Raw genomic sequence first — 13,475 nt, 5'->3', positions numbered from 1 at the left:
GACCAGATCATGGCTGATGCCGGTGCACTGACCTTGATGAACATGCCCAACATCGTGCTCTATCGCGACGGGATTGAGGGCCTTGACCCCAATCAAATCACCGACGCCATCGAGCTGCGCAACTTAAAGGAGCAGGCATGACCTACCTCAAGGCGCTGGCCAAGTTCGTCCTGACCTTGTTTGCGGCCTCCGTTGCTATCTTCCTGCTCATGCGCGCAGTGCCCGGCAACCCGGCGCGCGTGGCGCTGGGCGTGAACGCCACTGAAGACGCCGTCGCCGAGCTCACCCAGACCCTCGGCCTTGATCGCCCGCTTATCACCCAGTACTTCGAGTGGGTGGGTGGGCTGTTCAGCGGCAACTTCGGCACCTCGCTGTCCTCGCAGCAGGACATCACTCCGCTGGTGCTGGACCGCGCCCAGGTCTCCCTCATCCTGGTGGGCTTGGCCATCGTGCTAGCGCTCGCCGGCGCTGTGCCTATTGGCATGTGGCTGGCGCGCACGGGCAACACGTTCGTCTCGGCACTGACTCAGATCGGCATCGCCGTCCCGAGCTTCCTCGTGGGCATCATCATGGTGGCCTTCTTCGCCGTGCGTCTGGGCTGGCTGCCCGCCAACGGCTGGATTCCACCGGACCAGGACTTCGGCGGCTTTATCGCCCGGCTCATCATGCCGGTGATCTCCTTGGCCTTGGTGCAGGGCGCGATGCTCACCCGCTACGTGCGCTCCTCCATCGTGGATGTGATGGACCAGGATTACATCCGCACCGCCCGCGCGCTGGGTCTATCCCATGCGGAGGCGCTGCGCCGCCACGGCCTGCGAAATGCGGCCCTGCCGGTGCTCACGGTCACGGGCCTGCAGCTGACCACGCTGATTGTGGGTGCGGTGGTCATCGAGTCCGTCTTCGTCATTCCGGGCCTGGGCAGCATGCTTCTCGACGCCGTGTCCAACCGCGATCTCACCACCGTGCAGACCCTGGTTATGCTGTTGGTCTTTTTCACGTTGGCCATCAACTTGGCCACCGACTTGGCCTACCGCGTAATCGATCCGCGTTTGAAGGAGAAGCGATGAAGAAGTTGGGTTTCGTTCTCGTCGGTATCACCGTCCTCCTCGCGGCGGTCTCCCTTTTCTGGACGCCTTATGCACCGAACATCGCCTCGCCCGATTTGCTGGCGGGCAGCTCCGCTGAGCATCTCCTCGGCACCGATCGCTTTGGTCGCGACATTGCCTCGCGCCTGATGGTCGGCGCACGCATCACGCTCTTCGTGAGCGTCATCGCCGTCGGTATTGCCGCGCTCGTCGGCGTTCCGCTCGGTGTGGTGGCGGGCATGCGCCGCAATAGCATCCTCGACTCCCTCATCATGCGCGGCTCCGATCTGCTGCTGGCTTTCCCAGCCTTGCTGCTAGCCATCATCGCTGGCGCGGTATGGGGTCCGTCGACGATTACGGCCATGATCGCCATCGGCATCGCGGGAATCCCTTCCTTTGCCCGGGTGGCACGCTCGGGCACCCTGCAGGTAGTCACGCAGGACTTCATCGCCTCGGCGCGCGTGTCCAAGGTTCCAGCGCCCACCATCGCGGTGCGCCATATCCTGCCTAACATCGCCCCACTTATCATCGTGCAGTCCTCCGTCTACTTCGCACTCGCGATCCTCGCCGAGGCCGGCCTTTCCTACCTGGGCCTCGGCACCACCCCGCCCACCGCGTCTTGGGGCCGCATGCTGCAAGATTCCCAGTCCCTGCTGGCCAGCCACCCCATGCAGGCCTTCTGGCCGGGCCTGGCCATCGCCGCCACGGTGCTGGGCTTTAACCTGCTTGGCGACGCCCTGCGCGACATCCTCGATCCCCGCCTGAAAGGAGGCCAGCGATGAACCACCCCATGCTTTCCGTACAAGACCTGTGCATCCGCACCGGCAAGGAGACCATCGTTGGCCCGCTCAGCTTTAGCATTGAACCCGGCCAACGCCTGGGCATCATCGGTGAGTCCGGCTCCGGCAAGTCCCTGACCGCGCTGGCCATCATGGGCTTACTGCCAAAGAACCTCCACGCTGAGGGTTCCATCGAGCTTGGCGGACGCGAGCTCGTGGGCCTGCGCGACCGCCAGGTGCGCAAGCTGCGCGGCGCCGACATGGCGATGATCTTCCAGGAGCCGATGAGCGCGCTCGACCCGCTCATGCGCGTAAGCAAGCAGCTGCGCTACGCCGGCGCGTCTGCTGAGGCGCTCAACGAGGTGGGCCTCGATCCGGCCCTTGCCTCGCGCTTCCCGCACGAGCTGTCTGGCGGCCAGCGCCAGCGCGTAATGATTGCCATGGCCATGGCCCGCAACCCCAAGCTGCTCATCTGCGACGAGCCCACCACGGCCCTCGATGCCACCACGCAAAACGGCATCCTGGACCTCATTATGGAACTGACCCAGCGCCACAACACCGCGCTGCTGTTCATCAGCCATGACCTACGCGTCATCCGCCGCATGTGCCCTGAGACGTTGGTCATGCAGGACGGCCAGATCGTCGAATCCGGCGCGGCGCTGGACAACCCCCAGCACCCGTACACCAAGCACCTCATCGCGGCCTCCCAGTCCAAGCCGGCCGCCACTGAGCCGAAGCTCGGCGAGGTTGTCATTTCCCTCGACCACGTCACCAAGGCTTACGGCTCCACTATTGCGCTTTCCGACGTCTCCCTCGAAGTACGCAAGGGCGAGCGCATCGGCGTCGTCGGCAGCTCCGGCTCGGGTAAGACGACGTTGCTCAAGCTCATCACCGGCCTCGAGCAGCCGACCTCCGGGTCCGTGCAGGTGGAAGGCCGCGTGCAGATGGTATTCCAGGACCCGCAAGGTTCCCTCAATCCGCGCATGCCGATCTGGAAGATTGTGGCTGAGGGCTCGCCCACACCGGTCACACGTGCCGAGATTGCGAAAGTCTTGGCGGAGGTCGGCATCGACGAGGATGCCTTGGACCGCTTCCCCCACGAGTTCTCCGGTGGCCAGCGCCAGCGCATCTCGATTGCCCGCGCGGTCATCGGCAACCCGGATATCCTCCTCGCCGACGAAGCGGTCTCCGCCCTCGACGTCTCCGTGCGCACCCAGGTCCTCGAGCTGCTTGAGAGGCTCGTTGAAAGCTACGGCCTGACGCTGGTGTTCATCTCGCATGATCTGGGTGTGGTCAAGCAAGTGTGTTCCAGCCTGACTGTCATCTACCATGGTGAGCTGGTTGAACGCGGAGTATGGTCCGCCCCACAGCACCCGTATACCAAGTCGCTTCTAGAGGCTGCGCAGGGGTAACGTATGCCACGATATGAGCGAATTGATTGAGCATCCCCTACCGCAACGCCCGCGCCCGCTACAGCTTTTCACCGCCTACAACTCTTCGGTGACTCGCTGGCCGGGCGCGATGCGTGCTGCTCTCGCCATCGCCATTCCCGGCGCGCTCGCCATCCTCACCGGCCACCCCGACGCCGTGCTGTTGGTCACCGCGGGCGCGATGTCCGTCATTTACGGCGAGGGGCACCCCTATCGCACCCGCCGTTGGGTGATTCTCACTGCGGGTGTGCTCCTTACCTTGGCCGCTACCGTTGGTTCGCTGGTGGGTGAGCTCGTCTTCGCCCCGGGCCACGGACACTGGTGGCTTTTGCTGTCTGCGGCCTTTGCTATTTCCATTGGCGCGCTCGGCGCCTTCCTGCAGAATGCGCTACGCCTGCCGCCGCCGGGTTCCTTCTTCGTGGTGATGGTCGGCGGCGGCTCCACCATGCTCGCGCGCACCGACATCACCCCCTTTGAGGTCGCTGCCTGGTCCATTGCGGGTGTCATCGCTGCGTACTGCCTGGGCATGCTGCCTCGCTTCCACTCCCCGCACGGTCCGGAGACCCGCACTGTCGCGACCCTAGAGAAGGCCACTGCCGCCTTTGAGAACTCCACAACCGACGTCTTGGCACGCCACCATCAGGCACAGACTGCGCTGGCGAATACGTGGCAAGCGCTTTCCGACGCCGGTATCGTCCGCGGCGGCCGCGTCATCCAAGCATCACAAGGCCACCTCGTGGAGCGTGCCCTTGCCGCGCAGAACCGCATCGTGCAGCACAACCAGTCACTGGATCTCTCTGCCAACTCGGATGAGCTTTCTGACTCCCCGACCTACGTCGACCCAAACCGCACCGCCATCCCGCACACCAAGCCGACGATGCGCTACCGCATCTACCGCGCGTCGGTGGGCAACTCGCATGCGGTGGTGACGGTAGAGAAGATTCTGCTTGCGGCCATCGCCACCACGCTCGTGGGCCTTGCACTGGGCCTCGACCGCCCGGACTGGGGCGCAGTTTCCGTGCTGCTTCTTCTGCAGTGGGGCCCGGACCACGTGCCCGGCACCATCCGCGGATTGCAGCGAATGGTGGGCTCGCTGCTCGGTGTGTGCGTGTTCTACCTCATTGCGTCCTTCGGTTTAGAAAGCTGGACGCTGCTGCTCGCGCTCGCTGCCTGCCAATTCTGCGCGGAGATCTTCGTGGTCAAGAACTATGCCATCTGCGTCATCTTCTCCACGCCGCTGGCGCTGCTCATGGGTCATACGGCCGATCACTTGGCGTTCACGGCTTTCTCCCGCATCTGTGAGATCGCTCTGTCGGTGGTCTTTTCCTTGCTGGTGCTCTGGCTCTGGAAGCCGCGTGCCCAGCTGACCAACCACTACCGTCTGCAGGTCCGCTGCCAGGAAGCAATCACCAGCCTGCTGGGCGCACTACTTTTCTCGACCCCCGACGAGTCCCTGGCTGCTCGCCGCGACCTGCAGTACGAGCTGCTTTCTGAGCGCCGCTCCATCCAGTCCATTGCAGTCAACCACCCGCAACACGTGGGTGAGTTCTGGCAGCGCCACCTTGCCCTGCAGCATGCGGGCTATTTCATCTTGGATTATTGCTCAATTCACCCGGACGAGGTTCCGGGTGACATCAACGCGCTGGTATCCCTAGCGCGAATAGACTTCGAAAAGTAGAGATTTATCGAGCACATGCTCTTCGATGCGCTCGAAGACCTCAAAAGCCGATAGCAACTCGGCGTCTGCAACGTTGTACGAAGAATCATCAAAATTTGGCAGTTGCATTCGTGGCAATCCAATCCATTAGAAACTCTGATTCCCTGATACTAGCGGATAAGTTGGCACTTGCACCTTTTCTCCTGAACAATGGAGGGCCAATGTCTAAAAGGCAGGCCCATTGAGGTGCCGCCAAGTTAGGAAAGTTTGCCTTCTCCCATCAACGATTCGCCGAGTACCCCTGCATCTACGAATACAGATACGAACACAGAAACCCGCACCGTGGGCCTCTATCCCCACGACATGCACCCCGGTCTCGTCCCCGGCATCGGCGTCGAGAACCAGCGCAACACCTTCGGGCTTGATAAGGCCTTGTTCTCCGTGACGGCAATCGCCGTCGTCAGCTTCATCATCTGGGGTATCTCATCCCCGGAGTCGGTCTCCGCGGCGTCGTCAAGCGCATTCTCGTGGGCAATCACTAACACCGGCTGGCTGCTCAACATCACCATGATGATGGCCATCGTCACCATGGCCTACGTCGGCCTGTCTCGCCTCGGCCGCATCAAGCTAGGCACCGATAACGAAGAGCCCGAGTTCGGCTGGTTCAGTTGGGTGGCCATGATGTTCGGCGCCGGCATCGGTGTGGGTATCTTCTTCTACGGCCCGTCGGAGCCGCTTTCACACTACCTCACCCCGCCGCCACACACCGTTGACGGCAACACGGTTGAGGCTCTGCACCAGTCCATGGCCCAGGCACACTACCACTGGGGTCTTTCCCCGTGGGCCGCTTATGCATTGGTAGGCGGTGCAATTGCCTATTCCTCTTACCGCCGCGGCCGCGTCCCGTTGATATCTTCCATCTTCAAGCCGCTGTTCAGCTCCCGCGATACTGATGGGCCACTGGGCAAGCTAATCGACGTCCTCGCGCTCATCGCTACCCTCTTTGGCACCGCTGCCACGCTGGGCCTTTCCGCCATCCAGATGGGTGAAGGCGTCTCCATCATCCGCGGCGCTGGACCGCTGACCAACAGTGCGCTCATCGTCATCATCGCGATACTTGGCTGTGGTTTTATCATCTCCGCAGTCTCCGGCGTCTCCCGCGGCGTGCGCTACCTGTCCAACATCAATATCTCGCTCACGCTGGGCCTCGTGGTCTTCGTCTTCCTCGCCGGCCCAACCTTGCTGCTGCTCAACCTCATCCCCTCGGGCATCGTCACCTACATCGACCAGCTGCTGCCGATGATGGCCAAAGGCCTGTCCTGGGGCGATGAAACCATCGAGTTTCAGTCCTACTGGACCGCCTTCTATTGGGCATGGTGGATTGCATGGACGCCGTTCGTGGGCATGTTCGTCGCCCGCATCTCCCGTGGACGTACTCTCCGTGAGTTCACCGCCGTGACCGTCTTCGCGCCAACGCTTATCCTCATCATGGCCTTTACCGTCTTCGGCGGAACCTCGATTCAATTCAGCCGCGAAAAGGTTCCAGGCTTCGACGGAACCGCCTCCGGCGAGCAGGTGCTATTCACCATGTTCGACAACCTGCCACTGAGCCAGGTAACCCCGTTCATCCTGCTCGCCGTGCTGGCCATCTTCTTCATCACCTCCGCGGATTCTGCCTCCGTCATTATGGGCACGATGTCCTCCAAGGGAGATCCTGTGCCCAACAAACTAGTGGTGGTCTTCTGGGGTCTGTGCATGATGGGCATCGCCATCGTCATGCTGCTTACCGGCGGCGAGGACGTGCTTTCCGGCCTGCAGAACCTAACTATTCTTTCCGCGCTTCCTTTCTGCGTGGTGCTGCTGGTGATGATGGTCGCCTTCATCAAGGACCTGCGTTCTGATCCGATGTTCATTCGCCGCAAGTACGCCCGTGCCGCTGTGGAGAACGCGGTTGTCCGCGGCATCGAGGAGCACGGCGACGACTTCGAGCTTTCCATTGAGCATGCTGAGGAGGGCCGCGGTGCGGGCTCCGACTTCGACTCCTCCGCGCAGCGCTACACCGAGTGGTATCAGCGCACGGACGAGGACGGCGAGAACGTTGACTACGACTTCGAGACCGACACCTGGGCTGACGGCTACACCGGCGAAGACAAGGAAAGCTAGCGCTGCTCCAGCACCGCAATCGCGACGTGAACGCGGTTCGTGCCGCCAATCTTTTCCAAGATGTGCTTAATGTGCGTCTTTACCGTGGCCACAGAGACATAAAGCTGCTCCGCGATTTCATTATTGTCCAGCCCCTTCGCCACCAGCTGAGATAGCGCAGCAAAATAAGAAAAGCCGCAAGCAATCACTTTGTCTTCTTTGCTGCTGGCGCCTTGGACTCTATGGACGTTAACGCTGAGAATGTGGGGTGGGGCCAAACCCTGCTCAGCGCATTGACCTGCATTGTTATCTCGACAATCTTGTACTACTCAAGGCCCTCTACCGCAGAGCGCATCACTCTTGTTGCCGGCGAAGGATGCGCGTCTTCTGCAGCCAAGCGCTCAAAGGCGACGGCGGCGAGTGCTGCGGCTTGGTCACCGAGCACCGAATCATCGAACCTCACCAGCGGCGAATGATTCCACTCGCGCAGGTGCTCCGGGGTATCCGGATTGACAGTGCCAAACCACATGAAGGTGCCAGGTACCTGCGCCAGTACGTCTCCGAAGTCCTCCGAGGCCATCATGGGCGTTTCCATCGGAATGACATTTTCCGCCCCGAACATGCCACCCCACAGCGCCGCGGCGAATTGATTCTCGCGCGGGTTGGTCTTGGTTGCGGAATACAAAACCTCGAAATCCACCTTTGCGGTGCATCTATGCGACGCCGCGACAGAACTGGCCACTTCCACAACCATCTGGCGCACTTGCTCAATCTTTTCGTCGCGCAGCACGCGCACTGTGGCGCCGAGCATGGCGTGATCAGGAATGACATTAATGGCGCCGTCGCCAGCGCGCAGATTAGTCACCGTGATGACGATCGGCTCGTTAGCGTCGAAGCGGCGAGTCAGTGCAACCTGCAAGGCCATCTGAATCTCCCCCAGCGCTGCGACGGGATCGATGGCATCGTGCGGCCGCGACCCATGGCCGCCCTTGCCATAGACAGTGATCTTCAGATTCGACGATGACGCCATCATGGGCCCGGAGATATGGTGGAAAGTGCCACGATCCTGCGGACCGACATGCAGGCCATAAGCAGCAATCGGACGACGCCCCGCTGCATCGAGGACGCCCTCTTCGATCATCGGGAGCGCACCACCGGGGCCTTCTTCGCCGGGCTGGAACATGAAGGTGACGTCGCCAAGCAAGTGCTCCTTCTGCGCGCACAGCAACTTCACTGCACCGATGAGCCCCGCGGTGTGAAGGTCGTGGCCGCACGCGTGCATCAAGCCGTTGGTGGAAGCAAAAGGATCACCCGTCTGCTCACGGACCGGCAACGCGTCCATGTCTGCGCGCAGCAGCACCGAAACCGGCCGTGGGCCGCGCTTGCCGCCGCGAAGGACCGCGACCACGGAGCTTAAATCCTGGCCGACCTGGATCTCCAACGGCAGGCCTTTGAGCGCCTCGAGGACCTTCTTTTGCGTCCGCGGAAGCTCGAGCCCAATTTCCGGGTGCTGGTGCATATCCCGCCGGAATTCCTGCAGCTGCGGTAGGAGCTTTTGACCTTCTTCTAAGAACACCTCACTGGCAAGACGCTCACCAATCTTGGCAGCGGTAACTGGCAGCGGTGGAAGCTGCTGGCCTTGGCGAGGTGCCTTCTTCTTGATGGGTTCCATGAATCAATCCTTCCCGGGTTTGACCATCGACACTACATGGAACCCAGTTGCAATGAACTGCACCACAAACTGACATCTGGAGGTCCGAACAGGCGGACTCCCACTGAGGAGCCAGGCCGCGGCACGACGTCACATCCCATCCGAAGGGACTGCGAGGAACGCGTTTGTACCTTTCGGCTGCGACCGGCGAGGTCACCGACCAAGAGGTGGCAGATTACTCTACCTATCCAATCACTAACCAGATTGCGGGTTCCCTTTTGGAGGCAGGCATCGAGCACACCACGGACTACCTGGACAAAGTAATCCACGGGTGGACCATGTTCGGTCAGCAACTGCAGCGTACATGGGACGGAATTAAGCCGGCGTTGCAGTAGCGTCATCGAAGGAAAGCAACCCTCCTCTCGCTTCCCAGGCGCCCATTCGTTCAGCCACGCTCTGGCGCCAGTTCGCATTGTTGGGAACGAGAAACCCCTTCGGAACGGTGCTCTCCCAGGTGCCGTCTGCCCAGCACCATAGAACTACTCCGGTGTCGGGGTCCATGACATAGAACGCCCTACCATCCGTCTTGATGTTGTGGCAGCGTTGGCAAAGGCAAACCAAATTATCGCTCGAGGTTTTTCCGCCATCCGCGTAGGGAATTCGGTGGTCGAGCTGCGTAAGGTGAGCCGGCATGTCACAACCTGGACCTCGGCACGTTCCATCGCGCGCCTCAACAAACGCTCGAATTGCTTCAGTAGGGCGGTATCCCTCGGTTTCACCTGGCGCGATTTCTCGAGTCGAGGCGCCCTCTGGTGGGTCGATATACCCATATCCGGGAGCGAAGGCTAGTGAGGTATCAGCCTGCTGGAAAACGTTGATAACGATCTTTTGCTCGATCGGATCAAGGATGGTGGCCGCCAACGCACGGGCAAAGGAGATGCCCTCTTTCTCCGCGCGCTTACGGACTAGACGGTCAATGGTTTCTGCGGTAACTGCATCCAGGTTGGCGGTGATTTCACCACGACCGGCATACCGCTCCATGTGGTAGCGGTCGCGATCTTCTTCATCTTCGCCTTCAACGCAATAGTGCAGGGCGAGAACCTCAGAAATTACCTTCCGAATACGGGAGGCCTCGGGCAGGCGCTGATTCGGACGACGCGGGGTGAAGAGCTCTTCGAGAGCATCATCCACGAACGGATAGATGCGTTCCTCGACGCCTTGCAGCGCCTTGCCGATGGCCAAGATCCGGTCATAGTCCAAGAACCAGTCCAGTTTGTTGAGGTGACGTAGTTTGGGCAGATACGAGATCTTTTTGAAGCCGTAGAACAGATGTTCCGCTTTGTAGGAGGTCAGGCCAAGCTTGCGCGAGACATCTGCGAACGCTAGTTCAGCATCTTCGTCAGGCTGCGGCAAAATTGCATTAAAGGCACGCCAAGTCAGGCGATTACTTTCCACAAATGACCGCCCAACCTCACACTTTGGATTTAGTGGAGCGAAGTAGGGTCCGTCCATCGAGTTTTCCTTAAACGTAGTTTTGAGAACAGCTTTCGCTGCGCAACTCCCCCTCCGAGCCGCTTGCCACCCAAACTACAAAACGCCCCGGACGCCCGCAAGAATTTTCGAAAATAGAAACGGCGCTATTGGTACTTTTGCCAGTTCGACAAAGCTACTACCCCCGCCTACCCCCGCCGGAAGTTTCAGCCAAAAAGAGCATGCTTGACGACGCCCAGTTCCCCCACCCATGGCAAAGACCCCAGGGGCAAGCCTGGGGTCTTTTTGTTGGGCTTAGGCCTTAGCCCTCGCCATCGGTCGACAATGCTGCGACGAATGCTTCCTGCGGAACAGATACCGAACCGATGGACTTCATGCGCTTCTTACCAGCCTTCTGCTTTTCCAGCAGCTTACGCTTACGAGAGATATCGCCGCCGTAGCACTTCGCCAGGACGTCCTTGCGCATAGCGCGGATATTCTCACGCGCAATGATCTTGGAGCCAATGGCTGCCTGGACCGGGACCTCGAACTGCTGGCGCGGAATGAGCTCTTTAAGCTTCTTCGTCATCTTGTTGCCGTACCACTGCGCCGAATCGCGGTGAACGATGGCAGAGAAGGCGTCGACCGGATCACCGTTGAGCAGAATATCCACCTTGACCAGATCAGATAGCTGTTCCCCAGCCTCTTCATAGTTCAGCGAAGCATAGCCCTTAGTGCGGGACTTCAGCATGTCAAAGAAGTCGAAGATGATTTCACCCAACGGCATCGTGTAGCGCAGCTCCACGCGGTCCTCAGAAAGGTAGTCCATGCCGCCCATCTGGCCGCGCTTGGACTGACACAGCTCCATGGTGGAGCCCACGAACTGCTCAGGAACGATGATGGTCATCTTCACGATTGGCTCGTAGACCTCGCGCAGCTTACCGCCCGGCCAGTCGGAAGGGTTGTGGACGAGGGACTCGGTTCCGTCTTCTGCAACCACGCGGTAGGTAACAGAAGGCGCGGTGGAAATCAGGTCCAAGCCAAACTCGCGTTCCAAGCGGTCGCGCGTAATTTCCATGTGGAGCAGGCCCAAGAAGCCGCAGCGGAAGCCGAAGCCCAGAGCAACGGAGGTCTCTGGCTCAAAGGTCAGGGAGGCGTCGTTAAGCTGCAGCTTCTCCAGCGCATCGCGCAAGTCGGGGAAGTCCGCTTGGGAAATCGGGAACAAGCCGGAGTAGACCATTGGCTTCGGGTCCGCATAGCCCTTAAGCGGCTCGGTTGCGCCATTCGACGCCCAGGTAATGGTGTCGCCCACCTTAGTCTCGCGCACGTTCTTAACGCCCGTGATGAGGTAGCCCACCTCGCCCGGGCCCAGGCCGGCGCACTTCTGCATCGTCGGGGACACGATGCCCACCTCGAGCAGCTCGTGGTTCGCGCCAGTAGACATCATGGTGACCTTCTGGCGTGGGGTGAGCTTGCCGTCCATCATGCGGATGTAGGTGACAACGCCACGGTAGGTGTCGTAGACGGAGTCGAAGATCATGGCGCGGGCAGGGGCGTCATCAGGCGCCTCCGTGGAAGGCGGCGGCACCAGCTCAGCTACCTTGTCCAGCAGGTCCTCCACGCCTTCGCCAGTCTTGCCGGACACGCGCAGAACCTCTTCTGGCTCGCAGCCGATGATGTGGGCAATCTCCAGCGCGTACTTCTCAGGGTCCGCAGCCGGCAAGTCAATCTTGTTGAGGACCGGGATGATCTCCAGGTCATTTTCCATCGCCAGGTACAGGTTGGCGAGGGTTTGGGCCTCGATGCCTTGGGCGGCGTCGACAAGCAAAATTGCGCCCTCACATGCCTCCAGCGCGCGGGAGACCTCGTAGGTAAAGTCCACGTGGCCCGGGGTATCAATCATCTGCATGACGATCTCTTCGCCCGCGTGCTTTCCGGTGCGCGGAATCCACGGCAGACGCACGTTCTGTGCCTTAATGGTAATGCCGCGCTCGCGCTCGATATCCATGTTGTCGAGGTACTGATCGCGCATGTCACGCGCGTCAACGACCTGCGAAAACTGCAGGATGCGGTCAGCCAGCGTCGACTTGCCGTGGTCGATGTGGGCGATAATGCAGAAGTTTCGAATCTGGGTTGGATTCGTAAACGTAGTGGCCGCAAAGTTTTTAGACATGGGTTTAGAATAGACGACATGACTAGCGGCAACCCACTCACCCGCTTGCGGGTGGCACTCGGAATTGGTGAACGCGAGCCTGTCGACGTCGGACTAGCCCGCATCTCCGAGCGTCTCGGTATGAATAACGCCGCCGAATACCGCGAACCCCGCAAAGCCGCCCGCATCCGCGTCGAATGCACCAACTCCCATCCGCGCTCTGTGTGCTTCTCCCCCGACATGGACGGCCAAGCAGATTCTGGCGAGGTCGTCTGGGTCTGGGCGCCCTCCGACGGCAAGCAATCCCCGCCGCGCGAACGCGCACTCCTCATCGTCTCCCGCACCCGCACCACCGTGCTGGGGCTGCTCATCTCCACCAACCCAAACCATGCTCACGAAGAGGAATGGCTCGACATCGGCACTGGTGAATGGGACGAATCAGGCCGCCAGTGTTGGGTTCGTCTCGACAGAATCCTCGAGATTTCTGAGGAAGAATGCCGCCGCCAGGGCACGCTCTTCCCGGAGCGCCGTTTTGAGCGCATTGCCAACCGCCTTCGCTCGCGTTACCACTGGTCCTAAGTCCAGGGTCTGATTTGGGTTTTCTTCCTGCTCCTGCTAGGTTTTGGAGGTTACTTACTTTCCGGGCGCGTTGGTCGGGGCGGTCAGGACCTTGGGTCCGCCCATCGAACATCAACGCCGAGCGCCATGCGGGACACGTCCGGCGGGTTGGTTTCCCAATGTAATCATTCGATTTCCAAGAGGTATTAAAGATGGCAAACATCAAGTCCAAGAAGAAGCGCATCATCACCAACGAGAAGGCACGTCAGCGCAATAAGGCTGTTCGTTCCGCAGTTCGTACCGAGATCCGCAAGTTCCGCGAGCTTGTCACCGCTGGTGACAAGGAAGCAGCTGAGAAGCAGCTCCGCGTCGCTTCCCGCGCTCTGGACAAGTCCGTGTCCAAGGGTGTCTTCCACCGCAACACGGCTGCCAACAAGAAGTCCGGTATGGCTAACGCTTTCAACAAGATGGCGTAATACACACCGCTTTTGATTGAAGGGACCTCCTTGTGGGGTCCCTTTTTTCGATCTATTCGAACACATAGACGGCCA

Annotated in this window: 13 protein-coding genes; 8 read left to right on the top strand and 5 right to left on the bottom strand. The window is 60.4% G+C overall.

Annotated features, from left to right (window positions below; translation table 11 throughout):
• The first annotated feature begins 137 nt into the window (after positions 1 to 137).
• The 4 genes from HMPREF0308_RS02525 to HMPREF0308_RS02510 are packed head-to-tail and all read left to right on the top strand — an operon-like array spanning position 138 to position 4,972.
• Positions 138 to 1,067: an ABC transporter permease gene (locus tag HMPREF0308_RS02525; protein ID WP_005528352.1), complete on the top strand. Its 930-nt coding sequence runs from the start codon at positions 138 to 140 to the stop codon at positions 1,065 to 1,067.
• Complete coding sequence (locus HMPREF0308_RS02520; RefSeq protein ID WP_005528351.1) at positions 1,064 to 1,867, top strand: ABC transporter permease; 804 nt, start codon at positions 1,064 to 1,066, stop codon at positions 1,865 to 1,867. The genes HMPREF0308_RS02525 and HMPREF0308_RS02520 overlap by 4 nt, the downstream gene beginning before the upstream one ends.
• Positions 1,864 to 3,276 (top strand): ATP-binding cassette domain-containing protein, encoded by a 1,413-nt coding sequence (locus tag HMPREF0308_RS02515; RefSeq protein WP_005528350.1) that lies wholly within the window; start codon positions 1,864 to 1,866, stop codon positions 3,274 to 3,276. Before HMPREF0308_RS02520 ends, HMPREF0308_RS02515 begins: the two co-directional genes overlap by 4 nt.
• Positions 3,277 to 3,289: 13 nt before the next feature.
• A complete protein-coding gene (locus HMPREF0308_RS02510) occupies positions 3,290 to 4,972 on the top strand; it encodes an FUSC family protein (protein ID WP_005528349.1) in 1,683 nt (560 codons plus the stop codon).
• On the opposite strand, the gene HMPREF0308_RS14315 is transcribed toward HMPREF0308_RS02510, so the two are convergent.
• Positions 4,946 to 5,080: a hypothetical protein gene (locus tag HMPREF0308_RS14315; protein ID WP_005528348.1), complete on the bottom strand. Its 135-nt coding sequence runs from the start codon at positions 5,078 to 5,080 to the stop codon at positions 4,946 to 4,948. The genes HMPREF0308_RS02510 and HMPREF0308_RS14315 overlap by 27 nt on opposite strands.
• Before the next feature lie 234 nt (positions 5,081 to 5,314).
• Between HMPREF0308_RS14315 and HMPREF0308_RS02505 the strand changes: the two genes are divergently transcribed.
• Positions 5,315 to 7,114, top strand: a complete 1,800-nt coding sequence (locus tag HMPREF0308_RS02505; RefSeq protein ID WP_080548606.1) for a BCCT family transporter — start codon at positions 5,315 to 5,317, stop codon at positions 7,112 to 7,114.
• Here the strand turns inward: HMPREF0308_RS02505 and HMPREF0308_RS13600 are convergent.
• Complete coding sequence (locus tag HMPREF0308_RS13600) at positions 7,111 to 7,302, bottom strand: response regulator transcription factor (RefSeq protein ID WP_046646221.1); 192 nt, start codon at positions 7,300 to 7,302, stop codon at positions 7,111 to 7,113. The genes HMPREF0308_RS02505 and HMPREF0308_RS13600 overlap by 4 nt on opposite strands.
• Before the next feature lie 116 nt (positions 7,303 to 7,418).
• Positions 7,419 to 8,765, bottom strand: a complete 1,347-nt coding sequence (locus HMPREF0308_RS02495; protein ID WP_005528344.1) for a M20 metallopeptidase family protein — start codon at positions 8,763 to 8,765, stop codon at positions 7,419 to 7,421.
• 164 nt (positions 8,766 to 8,929) lie between these two features.
• Here HMPREF0308_RS02495 and HMPREF0308_RS02490 point away from each other — a divergent pair, with 164 nt between their 5' ends.
• Positions 8,930 to 9,139, top strand: coding sequence for a hypothetical protein (locus tag HMPREF0308_RS02490; protein WP_005528343.1), 210 nt, complete (start codon positions 8,930 to 8,932; stop codon positions 9,137 to 9,139).
• Here HMPREF0308_RS02490 and HMPREF0308_RS12925 read toward each other — a convergent pair.
• The gene (locus HMPREF0308_RS12925) at positions 9,120 to 10,199 is read right to left on the bottom strand and encodes an HNH endonuclease signature motif containing protein (protein WP_169305105.1); all 1,080 of its coding nucleotides are present in this window, start codon (positions 10,197 to 10,199) and stop codon (positions 9,120 to 9,122) included. The genes HMPREF0308_RS02490 and HMPREF0308_RS12925 overlap by 20 nt on opposite strands.
• A gap of 337 nt (positions 10,200 to 10,536) precedes the next feature.
• The gene (gene lepA, locus HMPREF0308_RS02480; protein WP_005528339.1) at positions 10,537 to 12,387 is read right to left on the bottom strand and encodes a translation elongation factor 4; all 1,851 of its coding nucleotides are present in this window, start codon (positions 12,385 to 12,387) and stop codon (positions 10,537 to 10,539) included.
• 18 nt (positions 12,388 to 12,405) lie between these two features.
• Here lepA and HMPREF0308_RS02475 point away from each other — a divergent pair, with 18 nt between their 5' ends.
• On the top strand, positions 12,406 to 12,945 hold the full coding sequence (locus HMPREF0308_RS02475; RefSeq protein WP_005528336.1) for a type II toxin-antitoxin system PemK/MazF family toxin: 540 nt from the start codon (positions 12,406 to 12,408) through the stop codon (positions 12,943 to 12,945).
• A gap of 191 nt (positions 12,946 to 13,136) precedes the next feature.
• Positions 13,137 to 13,400 carry a 30S ribosomal protein S20 gene (gene rpsT / locus HMPREF0308_RS02470; protein WP_005528335.1) on the top strand — a complete coding sequence of 88 codons (264 nt, stop codon included), beginning with the start codon at positions 13,137 to 13,139 and terminating at the stop codon, positions 13,398 to 13,400.
• Positions 13,401 to 13,475 lie beyond the last annotated feature (75 nt).

The organism is Corynebacterium striatum ATCC 6940 (genome assembly GCF_000159135.1).
In the GTDB taxonomy this organism is placed as follows: domain Bacteria; phylum Actinomycetota; class Actinomycetes; order Mycobacteriales; family Mycobacteriaceae; genus Corynebacterium; species Corynebacterium striatum.
Note: the sequence above shows the minus strand (reverse complement) of the source record. Positions and strands in the feature narration are given on the sequence as shown.

What these genes read in the sequence shown, in the direction of transcription:
- HMPREF0308_RS02525 (WP_005528352.1), top strand. Translation starts at nt 138, where the DNA reads ATGACCTACCTCAAGGCGCTGGCCAAGTTCGTCCTGACCTTGTTTGCG.
- HMPREF0308_RS02520 (WP_005528351.1), top strand. Translation starts at nt 1,064, where the DNA reads ATGAAGAAGTTGGGTTTCGTTCTCGTCGGTATCACCGTCCTCCTCGCG.
- HMPREF0308_RS02515 (WP_005528350.1), top strand. Translation starts at nt 1,864, where the DNA reads ATGAACCACCCCATGCTTTCCGTACAAGACCTGTGCATCCGCACCGGC.
- HMPREF0308_RS02510 (WP_005528349.1), top strand. Translation starts at nt 3,290, where the DNA reads ATGAGCGAATTGATTGAGCATCCCCTACCGCAACGCCCGCGCCCGCTA.
- HMPREF0308_RS14315 (WP_005528348.1), bottom strand. Translation starts at nt 5,080, where the DNA reads ATGCAACTGCCAAATTTTGATGATTCTTCGTACAACGTTGCAGACGCC.
- HMPREF0308_RS02505 (WP_080548606.1), top strand. Translation starts at nt 5,315, where the DNA reads ATGCACCCCGGTCTCGTCCCCGGCATCGGCGTCGAGAACCAGCGCAAC.
- HMPREF0308_RS02495 (WP_005528344.1), bottom strand. Translation starts at nt 8,765, where the DNA reads ATGGAACCCATCAAGAAGAAGGCACCTCGCCAAGGCCAGCAGCTTCCA.
- lepA (WP_005528339.1), bottom strand. Translation starts at nt 12,387, where the DNA reads ATGTCTAAAAACTTTGCGGCCACTACGTTTACGAATCCAACCCAGATT.
- HMPREF0308_RS02475 (WP_005528336.1), top strand. Translation starts at nt 12,406, where the DNA reads ATGACTAGCGGCAACCCACTCACCCGCTTGCGGGTGGCACTCGGAATT.
- rpsT (WP_005528335.1), top strand. Translation starts at nt 13,137, where the DNA reads ATGGCAAACATCAAGTCCAAGAAGAAGCGCATCATCACCAACGAGAAG.